The following is a 21836-nucleotide window of genomic DNA, read 5'->3' on the forward strand; positions in this document are numbered from 1 at the left end:
CGTATCCGTCCGGTCAAGTTATCTAGCGCACTTTGCAAAACCAAGACATGGTGTTCGCTTAAGTGGTAGCCAGCCAATCAGATGAGAAATCGATGTATGCATGGGGCTGAAACGATAGCCTCCAGTCTCGCGCCACGATCTGGCGCATTCGAAAACGTGGCGCGGATTAGACGAAATCGCGACCTATAACGCTATAGGCCGCCACGGACACTCAAGGAATCAGTCATCCCGATCATCACGATCTCGGCCGTGATTACGATCATACCCGCGATCATCGTATCGGCGATCGTACCCACGGCCTCGACCTTGATCATTGTCGTAGCCCTGGTCGTATCTCCGCCCATGATCATCCCCTCTGTAACGATCATGCCCATACCTTCCTCCGTCGTCCCAGATAGGCACGCAACCACTAAGCAGAATAAGACCAGAAATGGCCAAAAGTGTTACTGCTGCGCGCTTCATCTTGAACGTCCTAATTGCTTGTGGGGGTTAATTTTTTGACTGCAAATTAGCCCAATGATTCAGCGGTGCCCCCGAATAAACATCAGCCCTTCGCCGACCTAACCAGCTACAAACACCGTGCCCAACAGCGCAAGTGGCTGAAGAACCGTAACTGGGTATTCGGCCTCTGGTGGGCAGCATGTTTGGCCGCATGAAGTTGGATATGGGCAACCCAACGATCGTCGACCAGAACCCGCTGCAGGCGCGACCGGCTTGGACGCCTGATTTTTCCAGAGTGAACTGAAATGCGCCCCCGAAACACAGAGAACAGGGACTTACCGCCGGGAATGGCACGATGCAAACGTCCGCGCAAGAACGGTAAGCCGACTCGTTAATAGCCTCAAGCCAAGACCTTGATCATCAACCTGCCGCAGCGACAGTAGAGCTATCCGCCAATAGAAAACTATAAACAAACTAGCAAATGCTCACGAAATCATCACAAACTTTTCACCACTCACTTGAAAACCAAAGCAACAAAAAACTTAAGCTCAAGAAACTCTCTCAGTTATTTTTATTCATGGGACTTTTAATTAGACCGCTTAACACATTGAAATAACATGCCGATAGTATTAACTCAAACCACCGTTTCTTAAGGGGATTCACATGACATCGGCAATCACTGGTTCGACACAGATCATCCAACCTCAACACGCAGCTATCAAACCCCAAGTCCGGCCAGCCGTGTCGGCAGACAGCGACGGCGATCATGACGGTAGCACTGCAAGCAAAGTCGAACAGCCCAAAGCAACCTCAGGATCGATAGGTACACGAGTCAACACGACCGCGTAACTGTCAGAAGACCTAGGAGGAGCAACAAACCCCCTCTGCGTCTTTGAAGGTTTTCCATTTGGCCCGTGCGCGGGCCCTTTTTTTGGTTCTTCACGGATTACCGGGAAAGACGCTCTTGATCTTCATGAAAAAGAATTCGCTATCCCGGTAACCATACGCCATACGTTTGATCACCTTTATTCGATTGTTTATTCCTTCCAACTGACCAGCGTGCATTGGCCAGCGAACCCGACTGACGATGCCTCGCCAGTAACCCTTTAGTCTTTTGGCAAACTGCATCAGGGCAGGTATCTCGCTTTCATGGGCGTGACGCTAGGAGTAGCGTAACCGCAGTCCATCGCAGTCCCATAATTAGATTCTTTTTTTGACTATTTGTTGTAACAAGCAAACCAAAATAAAATGTAGGAAAATCGCTATTTTACCCCCTGAAATCTAATCGTTCTGACATAAGCTTGGCACGCCCTCAGCACGATCAGTCCTTGGTTCCCGTCACTGGTGATGGCGTTAATTCGTTGAGCATGCGCCGGGGCAAGTTGGGTTCGCGCGGCGCCATAAACCCCGCCGACGGCGCCGGGCACGACAGGTGCAGGTCACGGCTCAGTGCCTGGGCGTAACCGTCTTGGCTCAGGCTGGTACGCACGATCCGGGTGCAGACCCGCAATGGTGATCTCGCTACCTGATGCATCCTGAAGACGGTCTGCCAGGTCAGCCGAGGCCTTTCGGTGACCGCCTGCCAACTGCCACAGGTGCCCTACCGTCGTCTTAGCTGCGGCAGCCAATGACTGGCGCCGTTCGTTTGAAGCGCTGGCGAGCCCATCGCGCAGATGGTCATTCATGGATCTCTTCTTAAATACAGGTTAAATTTAGCTTGAAGCTACTATTTCAGCAAAAACTGTTTAGCCTTGAGCACATTTAGCATTGAGCTAAACACTGGCATTCTTGCCTGTATGGATATTTATGAGATTCGCAAGCAGCAACTAGTCAGCCTCATAGGCGCCCAGCGAAAAGGCGCTTGCGCTGAGCGCTGGGGGATGGCTCCTGCGCACCTGAGTCAGATACTGTCTGACAAGACTGCAAAGAATTTGGGCGATGACGTTGCGCGTCGAATTGAAGTAATTGAGGGCTTGCCTAGAGGCTGGTTTGATTCAATCTCGGCGGATGAAGCCATCAATTTAGTTGGCGGGGATTCTGATAGCGCCGGAGTGGGTGACGCGTCAGGGCAGACCACCGCAGACCAAGTCAGGCTGATGCTTGCCAACGTTAAAGGGTTGTCGAGTACTGCCAGAGATAGGATTATTGCGGCGGCCGATGAGTCGAGTAACGTCGTCACAGTCGACTTCTCCCGCCCCGACCCGGTCGGCGATGAGGTGTGGATCGCACACTACGATGTCCGTGGCGCAATGGGTGCCGGTGAGGTACACCATGGCTATCCCGAGATACTCCAGGGCATCCGGGTAAGCCCTAAGCACCTACGCGAGATGGGCATCGAGTTCAAAGAGCACTTTCACCTGAAAATGGTGACAGGCTGGGGCCAGTCGATGGCGCCGACGATCAAGAACCGTGATCCGCTGCTGGTTGATATTACGATCAGGGAGTTCACGGGTGAAGGAACTTATGTGCTCACCTGGCAGGGCCACCTGCACATCAAACGACTGCACATCCTCGATGAAGACCATTTCGAGATGATTTCTGATAACGAGAGGCATGGTGTCCGAAAGATCAGAAGGGACGATACCTACATTCAGGCGCGAGTGCTATATGTGTGGAATGGACAGCCGCTTTAGCGCCATGCCCCTCACCAAGGCAAACCAGCAAATGTACCGAGAGCCAAAAAAATGAAAGCCATGGTTGAACCTGAAGCAATTAAAATAACTCGGCTATTCACCACTCCTGTCGCAAGCATAATTCATCCGTTAGCACACAGCCTCAATCCTCAGCTCCTGGAAATTATCCGTGAGCGGATGGAGAAAGATCCAGGATCTCGCCATAGCAACCAGGGTGGATGGCAGTCAACTGGCGACTTCAATGAGTGGGGCGGTATTCAGGGGCGGGAATTACACGATTTTGCCAGCAAAGCTGCCTCAGAATTAACCGCTGTGCATTCCCAGGAGTTCGGCTTAAGCGAAGCGCAGTTTCCATGGACTAGTAACAGTTGGGCGAATGTCAATCTCGCAGGTCAGAGCAACTCCGTGCACGGCCATGCGGGCGCATTCTGGTCTGCAGTTTATTGGGTAGACGATGGTGGGCGTCATGAAGACCCAAGCATAGGTGGTGACTTGAGTTTTATTGACCCTCGCGGCTTGATGCCTTCGGTATACAATCCGAGTCTGCGCATGAAGGTAGAGGGATGCGTGAGTGCTGGTTGCAACGCCAGCTTTGCCGCAACTAGCGGCATGCTGCTTCTATTTCCCTCTTGGTTGATGCATTCAGTAGAGTTGTTCAGCGGGCATCGCCCACGTGTTTCTATCGCGTTCAATTTCGGCTTGTAATTCTGGGTAAGTGAAACTGAATATATTCAAAGTTGTGAATTAGTCACCGCTTACTCCTGGAAGGCTAAGGACTCTAAAGCCCGCCGATCACGGGCTAATGAGATGGTCACCCCCAACACCCTGTGAGGGCTACGCTTTCACGGGGTGTTTTGTTTTCGGAGGCCATCATCATGAGCGAGTCAGCGCTGATCGGTATCGATCTCGGCAAACACACTTTCCACCTGCACGGCCAGGATAAGTCGCGAGGTCTTTCGCAGAAAATGCTCACGGGCGCAGATGATGCGGCTTTTCGGCAATGTGCCGAGCTGTGTCGTGGTGATGGAGGCCTGCGCAGGGTTGCATTTTGTCGCTCGCCAACTGATGGCGATGGGGCATACGGCCAAGCTGGTCTCTCCGCAGTTTGTTCGCCCCTTCGTCAAGGACAACAAAAACGACTTTGTCGACGTTAAGGCGATTTGCGAAGCCGATTCTCGTCCATCCATACGCTTCGTTACGCCTAAAACCGAATCTCAGCAAACCCTGTCTGTGCTGCATCGGATGCGCGAATCGTTGGTGCGTGAGCGCACCAAAACGGCTAATCAGATGCACGGTTTCCTGCTGGAGTTTGGCATCAGCCTGCCCAAGGGATTGGCCATCATGAAGCGTTTGGCGAGCGTCTTGGCCGAGCATGAATTACCCGTTCGTCTGACGGTATTGTTACAACGCCTACACGATCACTTCGTCTATCTGGATGAGCAAATCAAGGTCTTGGATAAAGAACTGGCGGGCCAACTGGCCGACGATGACCTGGGTAGTCGTTTGCTGAGCATGCCGTGTTTCGGCCCGATCACCGCCAGCCTGCTGGCTGTGGAGATGGGCGATGGCAAGCAGTACCGATGCAGTCGGGACTTTGCTGCCTCCTTTGGCTTGGTGCCCAGGCAGTACAGCATGGGCGGCAAGGCCAATTTGCTGGGGATCAGCAAGCGGGGTGACAAGCACCTGCGACAACTGTTGGTGCAGTGTTCCAGGGTCTATATGCAGAGGCTGGATCACCCTTCAGGTTTTGCGATAGCTGAACAACAGATGATGTGAACGGCACACCGGCCTGGCGAAAATCCTGACACAAAAATCGGCTTCAGAAGCCGACATTTTTTTAAGGATCGTCAGGCGCGACGCTCATCGTGGGGCTGGGGCATGCCCCAACAGACGCCGGATAGATTTAAGCAAGCCAACCACTGTAGTGGTCAACTCATCCCGGACACGGTTTTGAGTTTTTCTTCCGTTTTCGCTGGGGCCAATCCATCGTTAAATTGATGAGGTCGGATCCAGTTGTAGTGATGCATCAGGTACTGGCTAATGTCTCTCTGAGCCTGGTGGCCGGTCATGTAGCCAGTGGTTGGTATCCACTCTGTTTTCAAGCTGCGAAAAACCCTCTCCATCGGCGCATTATCCCAGCAGTTTCCTCGGCGGCTCATACTCTGACGCATGCGATAACGCCACAGCCGCTGGCGAAAGTTGCGGCTGCCATATTGCGATCCCTGGTCTGAGTGAAATAGCAGGCCTTGCGGCTTGCCACGCTGCTCGTAAGCCACGTCCAACGCCTTGATCACCAAGTCTGCATCCGGCTTTTCTGATAACGCCCAGCCCACCACTCGACGAGCGTAAAGATCCATGACAACCGCAAGGTAGTGCCATTTCCCCTGTGCCCAGATGTAGGTGATGTCGCCGCACCAGACCTGGTTGGGCGCTTCGACATCAAATTCTCGGTTCAATATATTTGGGATATCCGGCCGCTCGACTGTCGCCTTTTTATAGGCGTGTGATCCTGGCTGCTTGCTGACCAACTCCAGCTCACGCATCAGCCTGCGTACCTTAAACCGTCCAATTTGCTCACCTTCTTCTTGCATCATCAACGTGATGCTTCGACTGCCGGGAGCACTTCGGCCCTGGGTGAACAACTCGCTCACTCGGCTACGCAGCCTGAGCCGCTCAACATCTGGTGTTCGCCGCCTTAGACGATGCGCGTAGTACCCCGAACGAGCGACCTCAAACGCCTCGCACAAGCAGTCAACAGGCTCATGGACGCTTAGCTGATTGATCAGCGCGTACGCTCGAGATCTTCCGACATCAAGAGCGCGGTAGCCTTTTTTAATATTGATTTCTCGCGCTCGAGGCGAGCAATCCGAGCTTCCAACTCCTGGATTTTTTGCTGCTCTGGTGTCAGGGCCTTGCTCTGGGGCGTGACGCCGGTGCGCTCTTGCTGAAGCTGGTCGACCCAGCGGCGCAGCGCCGACTCACCAACACTCAGTGAACGACTGGCTTCGATGAAGCTGTAGTTTTGCTTGAGCACGAGGTCGGCAGCCTCGCGTTTGAATTCAGCGGAAAAGGTACGGCGTTGTTTGGTCATCTGACACCTCGATCTGGCGAGTATTCTCGCCTAAAAGGGTGTCCGGTTTCATTAGACCACTACACACACCACCCGTTAATCAGTATTGCAAAAATGGGGGTGACCATAGATTTCTATGCTTGTCAGAAAGGTGCCAGTTCCTCTTCAGGTTCAAATTCTACCCTGCCCGCTAACTCGACCTCCTGTTGCTCCCACCTCTCCGTCACGCTGCCGTCATCGTTGACAAGCGCATCACGGAGACGGTCTACAGGCGCGCTGGCGAGATCGTGAAGCCGACTCGTTGATCTCGAATCTGGCGGAGTTGCGGAAACCGCCTGAAATGATGCTTCCCAAACCCCAGAAACACAAAAGCCCCGCATTGCGGGGCTTTTGTATGAATCTTGGCGGGAAACCAGGGATTCGAACCCTGGGAACGCTATTAACGTTCGCCGGTTTTCAAGACTGCCGACTTAGCAATACAAATCAACAGCTTAGGTCTTCATCATTTCCGCACCAGAGCATTTTTTGATGCCCTACAAGCCGCATAGAACAAGGGGCGCGCATCAGGTTGCGGAAACGACTTACCCCTCCCTCGGCGTCCTGCCGACCGAACACCAAACCAGAACCAGCTACAGCTCGCCGCCTCAAATCGCGCCACGCAAAAAACTTGATCATCAACCTATCGCTGCGACAGCAGAGTCATTCACCAATAGAAAATATAAAGCCAACTAGAAAATTATCACAAGTTTTCACCACTAACTTGGCAGCCAAATCAAAAGAAAACTTAAGCTCAGGAAATCCTCTCAATTATTTTTTATTCATCAGGCATTTAACGCCCCCCCTAAACTTCAAAGAAACATGCCGATAGCATTAACTTAAACCACCGTTTCTTAAGGGGATTCACATGACATCGGCAATCACTAGTTCGACACAGATCACTCAACCTCAACCCGCAGCAATCAAACCCCAAGTCCGGCCAGCCGTGCCGGCAGATAGCGACGGCGATCATGACGGTAGCACTGCAAGCAAAGTCGAACAGCCCAAAGCAACCTCAGGATCGATAGGTACACGAGTCAACACGACTGCGTAACTGTCAGAAGACCTAGGAGGAGCCCCCTCTGCGTCTTTGAAGGTTTTCCATTTGGCCCGTGCGCGGGCCTTTTTTTTGGGTCGCGGCTACGCTTTCTATGACCTCAAATGGATCTAATGCCTCTACAAATCACAGGATCATCAACGCGATGCCATAGATTAGAGGATTGCCAAGCAGCTCATATACAACCAGATCAGGTACTGAGCTGATCGCCACAAAGACCGGCACGGTGACTCGCGATGAGCGCACCGAGCTTGCGACCCTATCGTTTGCCCATAAAAACCTGTCATTTTTTTGGAAATGAAATATAGCTTTTTTCCCAGCACTCTACGTGACCTGGCCCAATGCAAGCTGTGCCTAACAGCCCCCGATATGCTAGGAATTTCGAAGCAAAATATGCAGAAAAAACCTCAAATTTCAATGGCCTCAGCCTGAAATTAAGCTATACCTAGATAGCTACCAATAAGGTGATCATCATGCTGTGGCTCAAGTTACTTTTCTTCACTTCATCTAAATTCCGCAGCTTCGTCAGAATTGATCAAAACGGCGTCTGCTCAGAGCTAATTCGATGCCAACAATCGCCTGGTAATTCATGGGTGGAAGTGGATGAGTTCTGCTTGAGTTGGCTCGGCAAACCGCTACCTGGACATGCCTGCAAAATGAGTCTCGTGGGGGATGGATCTGCTATCAAAATGATCCCCCGTCCATAGGCCGCTCTGGGAAGGTCGGCAGCGGCCGCAGCAACCAATCGGCTTGAAATACGCTAAAAAACGCGATAACACTTGCCAGCGTCAAGCGACAGAGTAGATCCATACTGAAATTTCAGACTCTCATGAAAGGCCTGACTATTAGAAGCGCCAAAAACAGCGCCCAACAAACGACCAAGAGTACCGTAACCGCAGTCCATCGCAGTCCCATGATTAAATTCCTTTTTTGACTGCTTGTTGTAACACGCAAACCAAAACAAAAATGTAGGAAAATCGCTATTTTATCGCCTGAGATTTAATCGCCCTGACATAAGCCTGGCACGCCCGCAGCGCGATCAGTCCTTGATCGCCGTCACCGGTAATGGCGAGAATTCGTTGAGCATGCGCTGGGTCAAGTTGGGCTCGCGCGGCTCCATGAACCACGCCGACGGCGCCGGGGGCGGCAGGCACGTTGCAGCCACTGGCTGAATCCGCGGCGTCGAGAAGGACTGACAGCCGAACATCAGAAGTGGCAAGGCGATCGCGCAGAACAGCCTGGTTGCGTTGGGCATCGGATAATTCCCTGGTGTGTTGTTGGTCCTGGCCGGCGAGCTGCTGCTCCAGGGCCAGGTGCTTGTCCTGCTCGGCGCGGGTTTGAGCGGCGGCGGCATTGCTGATCGCCGCAAGGTCATCCTTGTGCAGGCCTGCCTGCTCGGCGAGCTTCTCGCCCATCCGCCAGTCCTGCACCTGCCAGGTGCCGGCAGCGCTGATGACCATCGCCAGCAGGATCGCGGCCAGGATCTGCCCGGCCGTCATCACGGCACATCCTTGAAGAAGACGTGATGCCCGAGGCGCAGGGTCTGCTTGGCCTTCGCCGCCCAGGCCGGAGCCTTGGGCATGGTGGTCGCGTAGTAATGCGTGGCGCCGCCGGTAGGGTCGGCCACGGCGGCGGTGATCACCTGGTCAGCCGCGCGTTGGGCCTGGGCAAACTGCGCGGCCGGGATCGCCTTGGCCCCACTCAGGTATGCATAGTTCGGGTCGTTCTGATTCCAGCAACTGAACTGCCAGGGCTTCAGGCACACGCCTGCATAACCCTCCCCCCACCACGACTTGTCCTTGCCGTCGAACACTCGGTTACGGATGGTCCAGGCCACGGCGATCTGTCCGTCCATACCTTCGCCACGGGCCTCACCCCAAAGGGTGCGCGCCAAGATATCCCGGTCTTTTTCGGTTACGGTCATACTTTTCTCCATGCGAAAAAAAACCCGCACAACGGCGGGGATTAGAGGTGAAAACCAGCTAGGTAAACTTGGGTGCGCGGTGCAGCACCAAGGGAATATTGGCAATACAGCTATTGCGATAACGAGTTCCCACAACGTTATTATTTGACAGCTTCTAGATGGGGCACATCGCTATCATCTGCGCCAAATTACGCATAGCAGAAGGAACGCGTTAATCGTGTTGAGACCCGCCAAAACTACCAATCACCACGGATGGGTTTGGGTCTATAAAAAAATCAGACGCCTTGGATTCTCTCGTTTTACTGCTTTTTACAGGGTAAGCCTCTACGTTCTACGAGGAGATACTGGAACTTTTAGGTTCAAATATGGCTGGCAAAAATTCCGCTTCCGCCGTTAATTACGGATGGCGCCGGGTTTAAAGGTTTGCCTAGCCCGACTCGTGCCCGACCTGGGCGATGAATGCGGCGGCACGCGGTGCGCCGACGATGCCGTAACGGTTCATGGCCGCGTTCAGGACTGGAACAAAAACGCCGGCTTGGCGGCCGGCGTTCGGGAAGATCTGCAGCAACTGCTGCTCGGTAATCGGCATGGCTTTTTTCCAGACAAAAAATACCCGCTCATGGCGGGTGGCGGTGTTCGGCAGAAACTCAAGACGCTGGTGGAGGGCTCAGCCGGTTGATGGTTGCGCGGGCGGCTGTGCGTGACTCTTTGATGTCGTCCGGGATGGGCGTGCCATCCTCAAGCAGGGCGAAGGCATGCCAGTTGGTCTCATCCAGGTATGCGCGGGCCTGGTCGAGGCTGACCTCGTCCGCAAGATCCTGCGCCGTCTTGATCGGTTCAAGCTGGCTCAAATCCACCATTTTCGGGTCCCTCCTGAATTTCTGGCAGTTCAATCACGGGCGGCGCGGGTGGCGAGGTGTCGGGGAACTTTACCGGACCGCTGTGCGCATCGATTACGATTGGCTCTACTGGATTGCGGTATTCCTCGGGGCTGTTCCAATCGACAGGAAGTCGAAGGGTGAAGTACAAGGTCTTGCCCTTGCGCTCAACGTACTCAGTTTCAACGAAGAACTTATTACCAACCGCACTGCCGGGAAGTCGATAACCGTCAGGGATGCCGGAGAGGTCAATTTCCTCTCCATTGATAGTGAGAAAATCACCATCAATAGATGCTTCAAGTGGCCAATCAACAAGATCAGCCCAAAGTTTAATCCTCATCACTTCCATCTCCCCCAAACCATCAGCCATGCAACAAAGGACTGCGTACCGGCCCCATTTCTTACAGAAAAACTCACCGTAGTTAAGGACTCCATATAGCACGTGGTCACGCCAAAGTGGTCATGACTTACATACGGAGCTAACGTCACAACGGGGGCCGCAAAATTTACCGAGATTAACCCGCTAGGGATTGTGAAGGACTTAAACACCAAAGAGTTTGCAGGCACTGACTCAATAAGCCCAAGCGGACCCTGAATACACATCATTCCGTTAGCATACTTAGCCACCCAAAATCCGTTAACAGTGGCAGCCGACATAACCCCACCACTTGCAGGATCGTAAAGGGCTGATGCCTCGTCGATCACTAAGCGCCATGGTCCCCAGCGCGTTGACGTTACCCCATACCCCGTGCGCCTGAAACTCGGATGGGTAACACCAGCAATGCCACTTAACCCGGTAAAGACCTGCTGAACATGGTCTGTTGGGGAGAGGATTGTTTCCAAAATCCCATATGTCCAGCCGGGTGGCTTTGTTCCAACTGTTGTAGTCGATACATATCCAGACCCTAAGACCTGAGTAGTGGACACATCGTCCATATCCAAAACGTAAGTCGATGGTTCAAACAGCTTCATTCTGCGCCGTTCTGCCTGACCTATTGCCGGGGAGAGCGGCAAGGAGTCCCGCATAGAGGAAAATGGGATGGATGGTGAAGATCCATTACCGCCACGGTTAACCGCGAGCGGCGCAGAAGGCGTGCCAATCCCCTGGTAGAGCTCCAAGGTCATCGCATTTATCTTTGAGCTCGCCACGCGGGGCGTGTCGCCACCGAGACCTGTAGGCGGCGTACCGAGAATAATTTCTTGTCTTGCCATGGCTTTCTCCAGGCGAAAAAATACCCGCATAGCGGGTGGTGTAGATCAATTGGTGAGTGTGGTGAGCGCTCGATCAGGTGCCGGGAAGTCTGGCGAATACCGCGCCGGGCATGCCCATGTTCGACCATGCGCCAAGCGCCGTTATACCAAACACCTGTAGGCACGACTGGGAGTAGTTGAACCTTACGCCGATAGGTGTCCAGTTGATGTGCGTCGGGGTCAATAAGCCTCGCGAGAACGGGTTGATCATGAAGTACTCGTCAGAGAGCAGGGCTGCGGTCAGGGAGTTGCGCCAGTAATACCCGTTTGCAATTGGGTTTATCTGCACCTTGCCCTGGAATGACCACGAGCTACTTGCCTTTGTGAAGAGTACCGGTGTGGCGCCAGAGTCGAATATCACGGAACTGTTAGCGCCCCACATTCTCAATCCATAATCTGCCTTTGTTATTGATGCAAAAACGGCTGCAAACCACTTTCCGTAAGGCCTATAGTCGATATTGATCGTGGTCAGTACAAACCCAGTCCAGTTCCCCGGACCGCCAGAAATAGTCATCCCGGTGTATAAATCATCTGGTCTGTCAGGGGTATTCCTGATGAAGATGCACGGAGGCTCAGGCGTTATTATCGCCGACGGGAATGTAACGTAGGCAGTTGAGCTTCCCGAAGCCTGATAAGTCCCGTTGTATAGCGCGCATAGTCTTGGCTGTTCTGAGTCGATCTGAACGTAGTTACCGTCATTTACAACCGATAGGCCGAAATTCAATTTTTAAACCTCATTACCAAAAGCCTGAACTGAATGCTTGTGCTAAACCAATCGGTCTCTGCTGGGTTTTTATTTCTCACCTGAACAACGCCCGGCGAAACAGTCATATAAGGCAGGGCGCTGCTACAGTATTGGTTCGCAGCTGCAACTGTCGGAAGTACGACAGCAGTACAGTTCGCAGGATCAAACCCGGGGATGGACACCGTCACCACAGGGGTGACGGCCAGGTTGTAGAGCGCATTGTGCAGCACCTGATAGGTGTAGCTGTCGGTATCCATTTCGAGCACGCCATTCGCGCTCCACGTCCTCACTCCATAGGTCATGGCGAAAGTCTCCCCACCAATACACGCAGAAGCTCGTTGATGTCGTACACCGCAAGGCCATCGTTATTGAGCAGCGTCGAGCCACCGGTGCCAGCGCTGCGAAGCGTGAACGTGCCGGCCTTGACGTTGATTTCCAGCAACGGCCGCCCCTTGGAGTCAACCGCTTCAGATCTCAGCGTCATTCCCAGAATGATCTCCTGGATGAATGCCTTGTTGATGACCGCTTGGTTTATGAAGACCTGGCCACCACTCACCACGAATGGCGTTATCAGTTGCCCGCTCACCTCATCCACAATTGCGAAGCGTTGAGCGAACGCGAGGATCTCCGATGTATTGCCGTCAGAGCCCAAGGAAAGCCCTGCCATTACCTTCTTGCCGTTGCTGGTGGTTTCGGCCTTGATTGTCGTCATCGCCGAAACCTTACCGTCGGTGGTGACTTGGGCCTTGCTGACGACCTGAATAGCTGCCGAGTTATCACCGGCTACCGCCTTAAGGGTTTTGATCTCTTCGGCAGTGGCTGCTTTGTCAGTTGCCATGGCTGTCTGGACGGTCGTGATGCTTGCCGCGTTCGCCGCCACGTTCGCTTCGACAATATCTGTACGCTGCGACTGCGCGAAATCCCGCTCAGCAATTGCGGACATCAGCGACCAGGCCCCGGCCGAGGCGGTGTCATCACCCGCACTGCCCTGCTCCGAGCCTGCAGAGTCTGATTTCACCAGTGCATAGACGCCTTCCAGGCGTTCGGCAGTGGCCGTGACCTTGCCGTCCACCTCTTCGATGGTTGCTTTGTTCTGGCTGATTTCCAGCGCCATCGCCGCGTTCGTTTCGGCGATGGTGCCCAGGTTGAACCAGTAGCTGGCGTTCGGCGGCGTGGTGTTGACCGGTACCGCCTTGGTGGCCTGGAACAGTTGCTGGCCTACACGGACCATGTCGCCCTTGGCGTAGGTCTTTGTGGAGACGTACTCCAGAGCGTCGACCACTTCCGAGATTAGATCCTCCAGCTCCTGCTTGGCCCTCTCCAAACGATCGTTGACCGAGCCCGGCCCATCACCAGTAATCAGGTCTATTTCTTCCCGCAGGCTCTGGTACAGCGCGCCCTTGCCGATCTTCTCGGCGAAGTACTTGTCGTACTCCGTCTGATCAGAACTGGCCCGGCCATTCACGGCGCCCGGGATCGGCCAGAACGGCCCGACGTTGCCGGTACGGTCCACCAGGCGAGCCCAGAAGTAGACGCTGGCCCCGGCCAGGATGTTCTGCATCTCGTGCTTGGCCTGCGGGTAGCTGAAGTCGCTCAGCTTCACCGCAGTGGTTAGATCCGGTGACAGGCTGTACCAAAGCTCCGTCCGCTGGGTGTCCTCGGCGCCCGGCGGGAAGCCCCACTGGATGCCAATGCCATAGACCAGGCTGCTGGTGGTCAGGAAGGCCACCGCCGGCGGCAGGCCAACCTTCCCTTCTAGGTTGGTCAGGTTGGAGCTCTTCCAGATCGAGGAAATCTCGAAGGCGCTCACTGACCGAACCCGGGCCACGTAGGCGCCCGAGTAAATGCCAGTGATGTCGACGCTGGTCGAACCGGTGCGCTGCACCTTGATCCAGTTGCCGCTGTCCTTGCGCCACTCCACGTCATAGGCGACCGCGCCAGTCACGGCGGGCCAGGAGATGTTCATGGTGCTGATGGCGATGCCCTGGTTCACGGCGTAGCTCGACGTCAGCGTGACGCTCGCCGGCGCCGGAACGACGGTGATCGGCACAACGCTGATTGGACGTTCTTCCAGGCGCGCGCCGGTGTCGATGTGCGCGAATTTGCTCGGGTCATACTGCACGGCCGAGATTTCAAAGACGCCAGGCTCCGGCCGGGCGACGCTCACCACCCTGTACAGCGGGATGGCGAGGTCGTCGGCATCCAGCGCCCACACCAGTTCGGGTTCGGGCGCAACGGAGTAGGCAACGGTAACGGTGACCTGCCGGCCGCTGACCAGTTGCACGGTACGCCCCTCGCACTTGCCGTCGGGCAGGTTGAGGATCAATCGGTCACCGGGCTTGGCCTGGGTATCACGGTCCAGTGTGATGACCTTGCCGTTCACAGCCGAGATGCGCCCGCCCACCGGTCGACCGGCCAGGAGTTCGTCGGCAATCGGGATCACGTAGCCAGGCAGCGGGATGCGCCCGTCGAGGCCGACCTTGAAGGTAACGGCCCGGTCCTTGGAGTTGGTGAGCAATGCCCACTTGCCCCGGCGCTGCGCCTCCGACTCGCGGGTGCAGCCGATGGCGCTGATCTCCAGCGGGTTGTCGCCGTAGCGGCGCTGCAACTTGGCATCCGTAACTGCAGTGACGTCGGTGTCGTAGTTGTTCGCCGGGTTGTCGTAGCTGATCAGCGCGCGGCTGTACCGGGTGCGCTCCGATGCGCTGGAGTAGGTGAACTTACCGTCGATGACGTTCGCCCGGGTGTAGGCGAAGTCGAAGTCAGTGGCCCGAGGCATATCCGACAGGGTGAAGACCTGGCCCTGGGCCCAGTAGGTCATGCCCCGGTAGATCGCCGAGATGTCACGTAGCAGCGACCAAGCGTCAGCTTTGCTCTGTAGGTTCAGGTTGCAGATAAAGCGCGGCTCCTGGCCGCCCTTCCCGTCCGGCACCAGTTGGTCGCAGTACTGCGAGATGCGGTAGAGCTCCCACTTGTCCACCATCCACGGTTTGATGCGGCGGCCCAGGCCGAAGCGATCGGCTGTGGTGATGTCGTAGGTCATCCAAACAGCGTTGTCGGTCCAGGCCTGCTTGAAGGTGCCGTCCCAGATCCCGGTATACGAGCGCGACACAGGGTCGTAGTTGCTCGGCACCTGCATCTTCTTCAGCTTGGTCTCGACAGTCACGGCCGGAATGCTGCGGAACTGCTCGGCCGAAAACTCGAGGTAGAGCAGCGCGGTGTTCGGATAGCGAATCTTGGCGTCGATCACCTCAGTGAAGCCGGCGATCTGCATCGTGTCGGAGATTTTGTTGTTGTTCTGGTTGATCGTCAGACGGGTGATGCGCATCAGCCAGCCGGTGGTGGCCCTGGGCAAATCGATACGGCGCGTGCGCTCGTAAGTGCTGGTGGTCTTGCCGTCGACAGCCTCGCTAAGCACCTGCTGATAGGCACCGCCGTCGGTGGCCAGCTCAACTTTGTACACGATCCGGTAACCGTTGATGTTGCCGCTGGCATCCACAGACTGGAGCGCCGGCCAGGCGAAACGCACGCGTACAGCCGAAAGCTGGATGTTGGTGATTGCCCGAACCCAGGGCGTGCCACTGCGCAACTCCGTACTGATGGTCGTTTCGTTCTCGACCGATGGGATGCCCTGGATATAGGTTTGGTCCACGGCCCCGGTGCGCCACTCCCACTTCACATTCGGGAAGTTCATGTTGCCCTGGGGGTCTTGCAGCGGGGTGTTGTCGAGGTAGATATCGCGCGCTGTCGGAGTACCTTCGAATTCACCCTCGCCCGCGGCGATCAGCATCTTGGCGATGGCAACAGAGCGCAGGCTATCCGGGGCTTCTGTTGGCGTTTTAGGCTTCTCTTCGCCGCCCTTGGCGCCGTGAATATCAATCTTGCGTGCTGCGCCCATGCTTTTCTCCAGGCAATAAAAAACCGCCTCATGGACGGTTGCAGTGCTTCAGGTGTTGGCTACATCTGGTCTTCGGCATAAATGGCGGCACTGATGATCGCCCCACCCACCCGCCGCTTGCCGTAGCAGAGCGGTACCGGGTTACCAGATGCAGTGGTGTTCTTGGCGCTGCCGAAGGCATAGCCGGGAGTGTTCTCTGGTGCGGCACTGGTTTTGAGTCCGCCGGCTTGGGGACTGAGCATTTGAATCACGCCGCCAGCGACCAGACCGATGCCGGCGGGAGCCAAATATGGTGCAGTAACCGGGAAAACATAAGAAATAGCGAGTAGCACTACACCAACGATTGTCTGGAGAATCCCAGCCCGTTTGCTACCAGTAATTACCGGCGCAATGCGGATGTCGCCTTCTCCGCCAAAAGCGAGCTCGCCCTCTCCAATATTCTTTTTCCCCCTGAACACCGCGAACTCAATCCCTCGAGACTTCGCATTCGACAAGAACCGCTCGAAGCCAGGAACCTGCACGCAGAGGGCCTTGATCGCCTCGGCGGTCGTTCTGATCGACAGTTTGAAGGAGCGACCGAACTGGCGTAGCTGACCGAAAAGCAGGATGGTGGTGAGTGGCTGGTATTCGATTGCGAGCGCTGCCATAGTTTTCTCCTGGCATGAAAAAGCCGCCCGAAGGCGGCTTGATGTAGTTGTTCGTTAAAGGCAGTCGCGGACTGCCTTTTCAATGGCTGATCGACCGTAACCGGGCGCCCAGGACAATCGCTGATACAGCGCGATGCTGCTGCCATTTGAGGATTGATTCACCTCAAGAAGCTCCTCGGCTGTCGAGTCGGTAGCAACGATGAGCCTATAACCAGTCGAGGTTTCGGTCATCGTGGCTCCTGAGCGAGCATCCTGCCATTTGGGCATGACGCAGAGGGCATATTGTTTCGGAGCCTTACTCGACGAGGCGCTGATGGTTGCCTTTCCGCCTTTGAGGTCGCCAGGTGTTGTGCACCCCGCCAGCATCACCACCGCTACCGCAGCTATCAAAATCCGCATGATTGCGCCTCCTGCCTAATCACATGACTTTGATTGGAATGCCGCTGGAGCCTATCTCCCAACCGCCGACAAGCCTGTCATTGTGGATAAGGAATTTATAAGGCTTCGCGCCTACATAGCCGCCATAGCTATTCTTTGCATTGACCGTAACGTCAAGCAAGTAACCGGCTTCAAGCTTGCGCCCCTCAAAAACGCTACCCACCATATAGCCACGATAGACAGAACCGAAGCTGTAGCGCGCAGATTCTGGATCTTTCAGATAGATGTTGAAAAAGTTTTTTACAGCCTTTTCGGCATCAGCCTGATAAACCGATGCCCCGTAATCTGAGGCCTGAATCTGCTCTGGCGTTGGCTTGGAAGCGCAGCCAGTAAGCAATGAAAACAACAGAAATATCAGTGCAGCTGAACGCATTTGGTACCCTCCATGTTTTTTGAAGAATACCATTGAAACGCCAGCACGAAAGCCCCGCATGGGCGGGGTTATTTCGGGTTCGGGGGAGGCTAGGCGGCGCAGATGGGATAGGCTAGATGCAAAAAGCCCAGCGCAGGGCTTGGCTCTTTTTTTCGTGGATGTTAAGAACGTTCGGGCTTTGCAGCAACGTACCCATTTACCTCGTTATGGCAATCAACCGTCAGTTCATTTAGATAAGGGGTCATCTCCAGACGCTCCATCAGCCGGAGCAGGTCTGTAGCGGACTCACGAATAGACGTCCAATCTTGATGATCGAATATCAACCGGTCGCCACAATGGAAAGCGTCTTCAGACAGGCCATTACATAGTTGCCAGAGGTTTTGGAGGCCGCGCTCTACTTCGCTTGGCATGGCATTACCACAGGCCGCCAAGGTCTCGTTCAACGGCAACATTGTCATGGACCAGGCTTCGCATGCAGGGCAGTCAGGAATAGCTTCTCGCTGCTCATCTGCACTCATCGCCAAGAATTCCAGAGCAGGAAATACTTCACAAACGGCGAGTACCCGCTTGAACTCCCCCTGCCCGTACCATTCCCAGAGCGTCGTTGCGAATCCCATCTTGAAGCTCCTAAACCGCTACCGCCTCTATCAAAATTCGCATGCTTGCTCCTAAAAAATTGATCCGCCGAAAGTGAAGAATTTGAACGATATCTTCTCGTCATTCACATCTCTCATTTCATAGCGAATTCTGTCGAGCCCGTTATCTACACGAGCGGCTTCAAGATGCATGAACTGGGTCAACCCACCACCAAACCCGCTCAAATCAAGAGCGCTGACATCATGAAAAGTCAGTGTCACCGCATCCAAATCTGACCCATTGGCAGAAAGCACCAAAACCAAATCGTATTTGAAATCGTCGAATTTGATGTTGATCGACATAACACAATCATGCTCGCGCAGCAGATCGTTTAAGCGATCAAGCCTATCCATGTGTCAACCCGTCCGGGGTCAAATTCCACGCCATGTGCATGTCGTTCCCTCGTTGGTTTGGCGGGACTGTAGCATCAAGGAAACGGCTCCAGAAGGTCGCACGTTCTGTACATGAGGCTAAGCCTTAAATCCGAGTACACAAAAACAAAAAAGGCGCTACTAAGAGCGCCTTTTTTGATACCGCCTAGTTACTGCAAGCTAACCTGACGCAGCTCTGGAGTACCTTCGCTACCGATAGCAATTTTCTTAGGCTTGGCTTCTTCGGGCACCACACGCAGCAAGTGGATGCTCAACAGTCCGTTGTTCATCGAAGCACCGCGCACTTCAATGTGATCTGCCAGTCGAAACGACAACCGAAATGCTCGTTGCGCGATACCCTGATGCAGATAGGTTACTTCTTTTTCGGTTTCGCGCTTGTCCCCAACGACTGTCAAAACACCCTTCTCGACCTGGATATCCAGATCCGCTTCTGTGAGCCCCGCTACTGCGATGACAATTCGATATTCGTCATCACCGTGCTTTTCCACATTGTGAGGCGGATAGGTATTCGGAGTCTCGCTGCGAAGCGCCGATTCAAACAGGTCATTGAAGCGATCGAAGCCAACAGATTGGCGGAACAAAGGGGCCAGCGAAAGGGTAGTAGCCATCTCAAAATCTCCTGATTAAATCCAAGTGATTAAGTGCGCGACCCTCATTCGGCGTCGCGTGATAAAAATTTATGTTGGCCGAAAAAAATTTCAAGAGGGCAGAAGAAAATTTTTACGCGGCCGAATTTTCACTCGCTGAAGCAGCGGTTCAGCATTAAGGAATGCTCGAACCGCTCTCCTGATTTGTCCACAGCGCTACGTCCTGGTGTGTTGCCTTAGCGCAGCATTCTTCCGCTCGCTTCCTGTCCAGGCATCCAGCGTGGATGGAACAACAGTAACTGGGTCGGGGCTTGCAGTAGTAGCCTTTTGCCTTCACCCAGCCAAGGAATGGTCATGTCGATCAGAAGTCTTACAAAGAACCTCCCAGCAGATCCAGACAATAAAGGCTGGGTATTGGGCTGGGCAGTCTTAAAGGACCGTCCTGGCCCTTGGCATCTCGTCGACGTCTACCCCAGCAAGACAGTAGCCGAGGCTCAAGCGGCACAATTGAATGATGGGTACATCGTTGAATATGGCTCCCACAAGCTCGGCTCAGATGACTTTATCGGAGGGCTTACACCGCCGGAATGAGTACCGGGGCAGAGGACGCCTGGAAGCCAATCCGACCAGGCCCGGAGACAAGTTGTGCTGTCAGCCCGGGCGTCCCTTTGTAACCACGGCGGCAGCCACCCTTGCTCTGGCACTTACCGGAGAATTTCACGCGGTCAACCTCGATGCCGCCATCCAGAATGGCAACCTCGGCTTCAGCACCACAGATACTGCCGCCGGTAATGGTGAAGAGGTCGTGAATGGTCAGCACGTAACGCTGGCATGGCTGCATGCAGCCCTCCTGCTGCCGAATGGGCAGTGAGAAATGAATAGAAGGATTACCCAGTCCTTCGCCTGCAAGCCCAAGGACTGGGGTTGCGCCAATTTCGGCGCGTTTATGACCTGGAGGTCAATGTGAGTGAAGAACAACGAGTGATTACCCCGTTCGAGCTGGGTGTATGTGCAGCGATGACGGTAATCGGAACAGCTATCGCCAATCTCGACGTGCCCGGCAGAACCAAAGTTGCTGATGCCGCAAGATCTTTAATCGAGGCAATGCCAGCCGATAAAACGATTATAAAAGATCGTTCGGCCCATCACCTTGCGCTTGAATCTTTGATTTCAGGTCTTTTGCCAGAGCTGTCTCAGAACTCTGCCGAGTAATCCACTCAAGCAGCTTCCCTGCGTCTTTGTGGCCGGGGAAGCCTTCACCATTCTTATCGCAAGCCATTTGCTTCTCCTGCGGCCCTGCCGCGCCATGTTGGTTGTTGTGCGTCTTTGTGCCTGAGAATCAGGCGTGTGCGGTCATGCCATGGTCCGCCGAACACCAAAATCTCGGACGGCCTACCGTACATGTGGTGAAGCATGAAAGGCCCGGGCCCGAAGGTGCCCGGCTCTTCGCCGGGTAGCGCTGGGTCAGTGCCCAGGTAGATCCCCGCATGATTCGGGTGAGCCGTCCGGCCGACCTGCATAACGATCAGATCCCCTCGCTGTGGCCGGTCGACACGTACAAAACCGGCGGCCTCGTAGTTCGCCTCGTACAGACTGGAGTTCTCCGCACTCTCCCACCAGCCATCGACGCGCTGGAATGCTTCGAACTCCAGCCCCCATTCCCGCTGGTACCAATCTGCGCAGACCTGCCAGCAATCCCATGCGCCGTGTACAAACGGACGCTGGAGCAGCGGCGTGCGGCCGGTTGGCGTGATGGTGCGCAGATCGCCCTCGGGCCAACTCAGAATGTGCCAGGGCAGCTCTGTGGCCTCGCACATGGCTAGGTCGTGCGGTGATGGTCTGCTGGTGGCGTCCGGATGCGAGTGGACAATGCCAATCACCTCCCCCAAATCTTCTGCCGCAGCGTAATCCTCGGGATCAAGCCGAAACTCTTCGTTCGGCTCCGTGGCGATATTTCGGCACGGGAAGTACTTCTGCGCCCGCCCGACGGTCAGCAGCAGACCGCAGCACTCTTTCGGGTACTGGGCTGCGGCGTGCGCCTGGATCGCCGCAATGATGTGTTTGCGCATGGTCAGCTCCTGGCTATCAGGGAAACGGCGGGGAAGCCACCGAAGGACAGCTCGTTGTTCTCCCCAAAGCGCAACTTGCAGGACGACAGGCAGCCCTTGCACTGATCCTTGGCGGGATCATCCGTGGGGTTGTCCTCGTCATCGAACATGACCGCGCCGGTGTAGCCACAGTCCGGCCCGCGATAGCCATTGGTCATGGCCCAGTGGCAAAACGTCGTCATCTGCCGGCCGGGCAGTCCGTGGTTGTCGATCTCTCCCGGGGAAGACAGCTCCCAAACCACAGACTCACTGTCCTCGCTGGTTTTCTGGTCGATGTACCAGATCTCCAACGCTTCCTGGGTCGGGTCTGCAGTCGGGTTGCCGTCGGGGAAGTTAGCCGCGTCCAGATACTGGGCCAGGGTCTCGCGAACCGTCAGCTTGAACTTGAGCATGTCCTCGAAGGCCAGGCACAGCGCCGTGACGCGGCCGTTGACGTTGCCGGCGGCGAATGTCGGCCGCGAGGCTGTGCCGTCGCTACTCGAAGAAATCCCATCAATCTGCACCGGCCAGGCCGCGTACTCCTCTCCCTGCCACCAGATCGACTTCGCCGGCAGATCCTCTTCCGAATGCTCGTAGGCCAGCAGCTCTTCAGGTGTGTGCGGAATGGCATGCCCGTGGAAGCGCAGGTAATCCGCGCCGTACTCAGTCCCGTCAATTTCAAACAGGCGAATCTCGCCGCCGGGCTCCAGTTTCTGGATGTCCGTGATCAGTGCCATGGATTG

At 55.1% G+C, this 21836-nt stretch carries 24 protein-coding genes and 3 pseudogenes; 5 read left to right on the top strand and 22 right to left on the bottom strand.

Annotation, left to right across the window (positions count from 1 at the left end):
- Positions 1-191: 191 nt before the first annotated feature.
- From ACS5Q8_RS16845 to ACS5Q8_RS16855, 3 genes and pseudogenes are all read right to left on the bottom strand, one after another.
- On the bottom strand, positions 192-374 hold the full coding sequence (locus ACS5Q8_RS16845; protein ID WP_346429966.1) for a hypothetical protein: 183 nt from the start codon (positions 372-374) through the stop codon (positions 192-194).
- 1006 nt (positions 375-1380) lie between these two features.
- Positions 1381-1596: pseudogene (locus ACS5Q8_RS16850) on the bottom strand (transposase); the annotation flags it as partial.
- 166 nt (positions 1597-1762) lie between these two features.
- Complete coding sequence (locus ACS5Q8_RS16855; protein WP_426100875.1) at positions 1763-1930, bottom strand: hypothetical protein; 168 nt, start codon at positions 1928-1930, stop codon at positions 1763-1765.
- Positions 1931-2237: 307 nt separating this feature from the next.
- Between ACS5Q8_RS16855 and ACS5Q8_RS16860 the strand changes: the two genes are divergently transcribed.
- The 3 genes and pseudogenes from ACS5Q8_RS16860 to ACS5Q8_RS16870 form a co-directional block, all read left to right on the top strand.
- The gene (locus ACS5Q8_RS16860) at positions 2238-3074 is read left to right on the top strand and encodes a S24 family peptidase (protein ID WP_426100873.1); all 837 of its coding nucleotides are present in this window, start codon (positions 2238-2240) and stop codon (positions 3072-3074) included.
- Positions 3075-3125: 51 nt separating this feature from the next.
- The gene (locus tag ACS5Q8_RS16865; protein ID WP_276197606.1) at positions 3126-3779 is read left to right on the top strand and encodes a putative 2OG-Fe(II) oxygenase; all 654 of its coding nucleotides are present in this window, start codon (positions 3126-3128) and stop codon (positions 3777-3779) included.
- A 170-nt stretch (positions 3780-3949) separates the two neighbouring features.
- Positions 3950-4820: pseudogene (locus ACS5Q8_RS16870) on the top strand (IS110 family RNA-guided transposase); the annotation flags it as partial.
- Positions 4821-5002: 182 nt separating this feature from the next.
- Here the strand turns inward: ACS5Q8_RS16870 and ACS5Q8_RS16875 are convergent.
- From ACS5Q8_RS16875 to ACS5Q8_RS16950, 16 genes and pseudogenes are all read right to left on the bottom strand, one after another.
- A protein-coding gene (locus tag ACS5Q8_RS16875) for an IS3 family transposase (protein ID WP_095019831.1) occupies positions 5003-6165 on the bottom strand; the annotation gives its coding sequence in 2 pieces (ribosomal slippage) (positions 5003-5910 and positions 5910-6165; 1164 coding nt in all).
- Between the two features lie 2052 nt (positions 6166-8217).
- Positions 8218-8736 carry a lysis system i-spanin subunit Rz gene (locus tag ACS5Q8_RS16880; protein ID WP_465159168.1) on the bottom strand — a complete coding sequence of 173 codons (519 nt, stop codon included), beginning with the start codon at positions 8734-8736 and terminating at the stop codon, positions 8218-8220.
- Positions 8736-9161 carry a cell wall hydrolase gene (locus ACS5Q8_RS16885; protein ID WP_465159169.1) on the bottom strand — a complete coding sequence of 142 codons (426 nt, stop codon included), beginning with the start codon at positions 9159-9161 and terminating at the stop codon, positions 8736-8738. The genes ACS5Q8_RS16880 and ACS5Q8_RS16885 overlap by 1 nt, the downstream gene beginning before the upstream one ends.
- A 430-nt stretch (positions 9162-9591) precedes the next feature.
- Positions 9592-9750 (bottom strand): annotated as a pseudogene (locus tag ACS5Q8_RS16890) (glycoside hydrolase family 19 protein); the annotation flags it as partial.
- A gap of 58 nt (positions 9751-9808) precedes the next feature.
- Complete coding sequence (locus tag ACS5Q8_RS16895) at positions 9809-10021, bottom strand: hypothetical protein (protein ID WP_465159170.1); 213 nt, start codon at positions 10019-10021, stop codon at positions 9809-9811.
- A complete protein-coding gene (locus tag ACS5Q8_RS16900) occupies positions 9999-10409 on the bottom strand; it encodes a hypothetical protein (protein WP_465159171.1) in 411 nt (136 codons plus the stop codon). Before ACS5Q8_RS16900 ends, ACS5Q8_RS16895 begins: the two co-directional genes overlap by 23 nt.
- Positions 10379-11251: a hypothetical protein gene (locus ACS5Q8_RS16905; RefSeq protein ID WP_465159172.1), complete on the bottom strand. Its 873-nt coding sequence runs from the start codon at positions 11249-11251 to the stop codon at positions 10379-10381. The genes ACS5Q8_RS16900 and ACS5Q8_RS16905 overlap by 31 nt, the downstream gene beginning before the upstream one ends.
- A 73-nt stretch (positions 11252-11324) precedes the next feature.
- Positions 11325-12014 carry a hypothetical protein gene (locus tag ACS5Q8_RS16910; RefSeq protein ID WP_465159173.1) on the bottom strand — a complete coding sequence of 230 codons (690 nt, stop codon included), beginning with the start codon at positions 12012-12014 and terminating at the stop codon, positions 11325-11327.
- The gene (locus ACS5Q8_RS16915; protein WP_177029703.1) at positions 12011-12292 is read right to left on the bottom strand and encodes a hypothetical protein; all 282 of its coding nucleotides are present in this window, start codon (positions 12290-12292) and stop codon (positions 12011-12013) included. Before ACS5Q8_RS16915 ends, ACS5Q8_RS16910 begins: the two co-directional genes overlap by 4 nt.
- Positions 12293-12333: 41 nt before the next feature.
- The gene (locus ACS5Q8_RS16920; RefSeq protein WP_465159174.1) at positions 12334-15933 is read right to left on the bottom strand and encodes a TipJ family phage tail tip protein; all 3600 of its coding nucleotides are present in this window, start codon (positions 15931-15933) and stop codon (positions 12334-12336) included.
- Positions 15934-15992: 59 nt separating this feature from the next.
- A complete protein-coding gene (locus ACS5Q8_RS16925) occupies positions 15993-16580 on the bottom strand; it encodes a tail assembly protein (RefSeq protein ID WP_465159175.1) in 588 nt (195 codons plus the stop codon).
- A 54-nt stretch (positions 16581-16634) separates the two neighbouring features.
- Positions 16635-16979 (bottom strand): hypothetical protein, encoded by a 345-nt coding sequence (locus ACS5Q8_RS16930; protein ID WP_465159176.1) that lies wholly within the window; start codon positions 16977-16979, stop codon positions 16635-16637.
- Positions 16980-16998: 19 nt separating this feature from the next.
- Positions 16999-17391, bottom strand: a complete 393-nt coding sequence (locus ACS5Q8_RS16935; protein WP_465159177.1) for a hypothetical protein — start codon at positions 17389-17391, stop codon at positions 16999-17001.
- 161 nt (positions 17392-17552) lie between these two features.
- Positions 17553-18008, bottom strand: coding sequence for a hypothetical protein (locus tag ACS5Q8_RS16940; RefSeq protein ID WP_247395570.1), 456 nt, complete (start codon positions 18006-18008; stop codon positions 17553-17555).
- Positions 18009-18059: 51 nt separating this feature from the next.
- On the bottom strand, positions 18060-18380 hold the full coding sequence (locus ACS5Q8_RS16945) for a hypothetical protein (RefSeq protein ID WP_247395571.1): 321 nt from the start codon (positions 18378-18380) through the stop codon (positions 18060-18062).
- A gap of 188 nt (positions 18381-18568) precedes the next feature.
- Positions 18569-19027: an Hsp20 family protein gene (locus tag ACS5Q8_RS16950; RefSeq protein ID WP_122676438.1), complete on the bottom strand. Its 459-nt coding sequence runs from the start codon at positions 19025-19027 to the stop codon at positions 18569-18571.
- Positions 19028-19360: 333 nt separating this feature from the next.
- Here ACS5Q8_RS16950 and ACS5Q8_RS16955 point away from each other — a divergent pair, with 333 nt between their 5' ends.
- Entirely contained in the window at positions 19361-19597 is a 237-nt protein-coding gene (locus ACS5Q8_RS16955) for a hypothetical protein (RefSeq protein ID WP_247395573.1), read from the top strand.
- On the opposite strand, the gene ACS5Q8_RS16960 is transcribed toward ACS5Q8_RS16955, so the two are convergent.
- The gene (locus ACS5Q8_RS16960; protein ID WP_465159178.1) at positions 19581-19847 is read right to left on the bottom strand and encodes a hypothetical protein; all 267 of its coding nucleotides are present in this window, start codon (positions 19845-19847) and stop codon (positions 19581-19583) included. The two genes, ACS5Q8_RS16955 and ACS5Q8_RS16960, sit on opposite strands and share 17 nt — an antisense overlap.
- Positions 19848-19969: 122 nt before the next feature.
- Here ACS5Q8_RS16960 and ACS5Q8_RS16965 point away from each other — a divergent pair, with 122 nt between their 5' ends.
- The gene (locus ACS5Q8_RS16965) at positions 19970-20218 is read left to right on the top strand and encodes a hypothetical protein (protein ID WP_465159179.1); all 249 of its coding nucleotides are present in this window, start codon (positions 19970-19972) and stop codon (positions 20216-20218) included.
- Positions 20219-20271: 53 nt separating this feature from the next.
- Here the strand turns inward: ACS5Q8_RS16965 and ACS5Q8_RS16970 are convergent, their stop codons facing one another.
- Positions 20272-21075 (bottom strand): C40 family peptidase, encoded by an 804-nt coding sequence (locus ACS5Q8_RS16970; RefSeq protein WP_465159180.1) that lies wholly within the window; start codon positions 21073-21075, stop codon positions 20272-20274.
- A 2-nt stretch (positions 21076-21077) separates the two neighbouring features.
- A complete protein-coding gene (locus tag ACS5Q8_RS16975) occupies positions 21078-21830 on the bottom strand; it encodes a phage minor tail protein L (protein WP_465159181.1) in 753 nt (250 codons plus the stop codon).
- Positions 21831-21836: the final 6 nt, after the last annotated feature.

The organism is Pseudomonas sp. PAMC25584 (genome assembly GCF_058135675.1).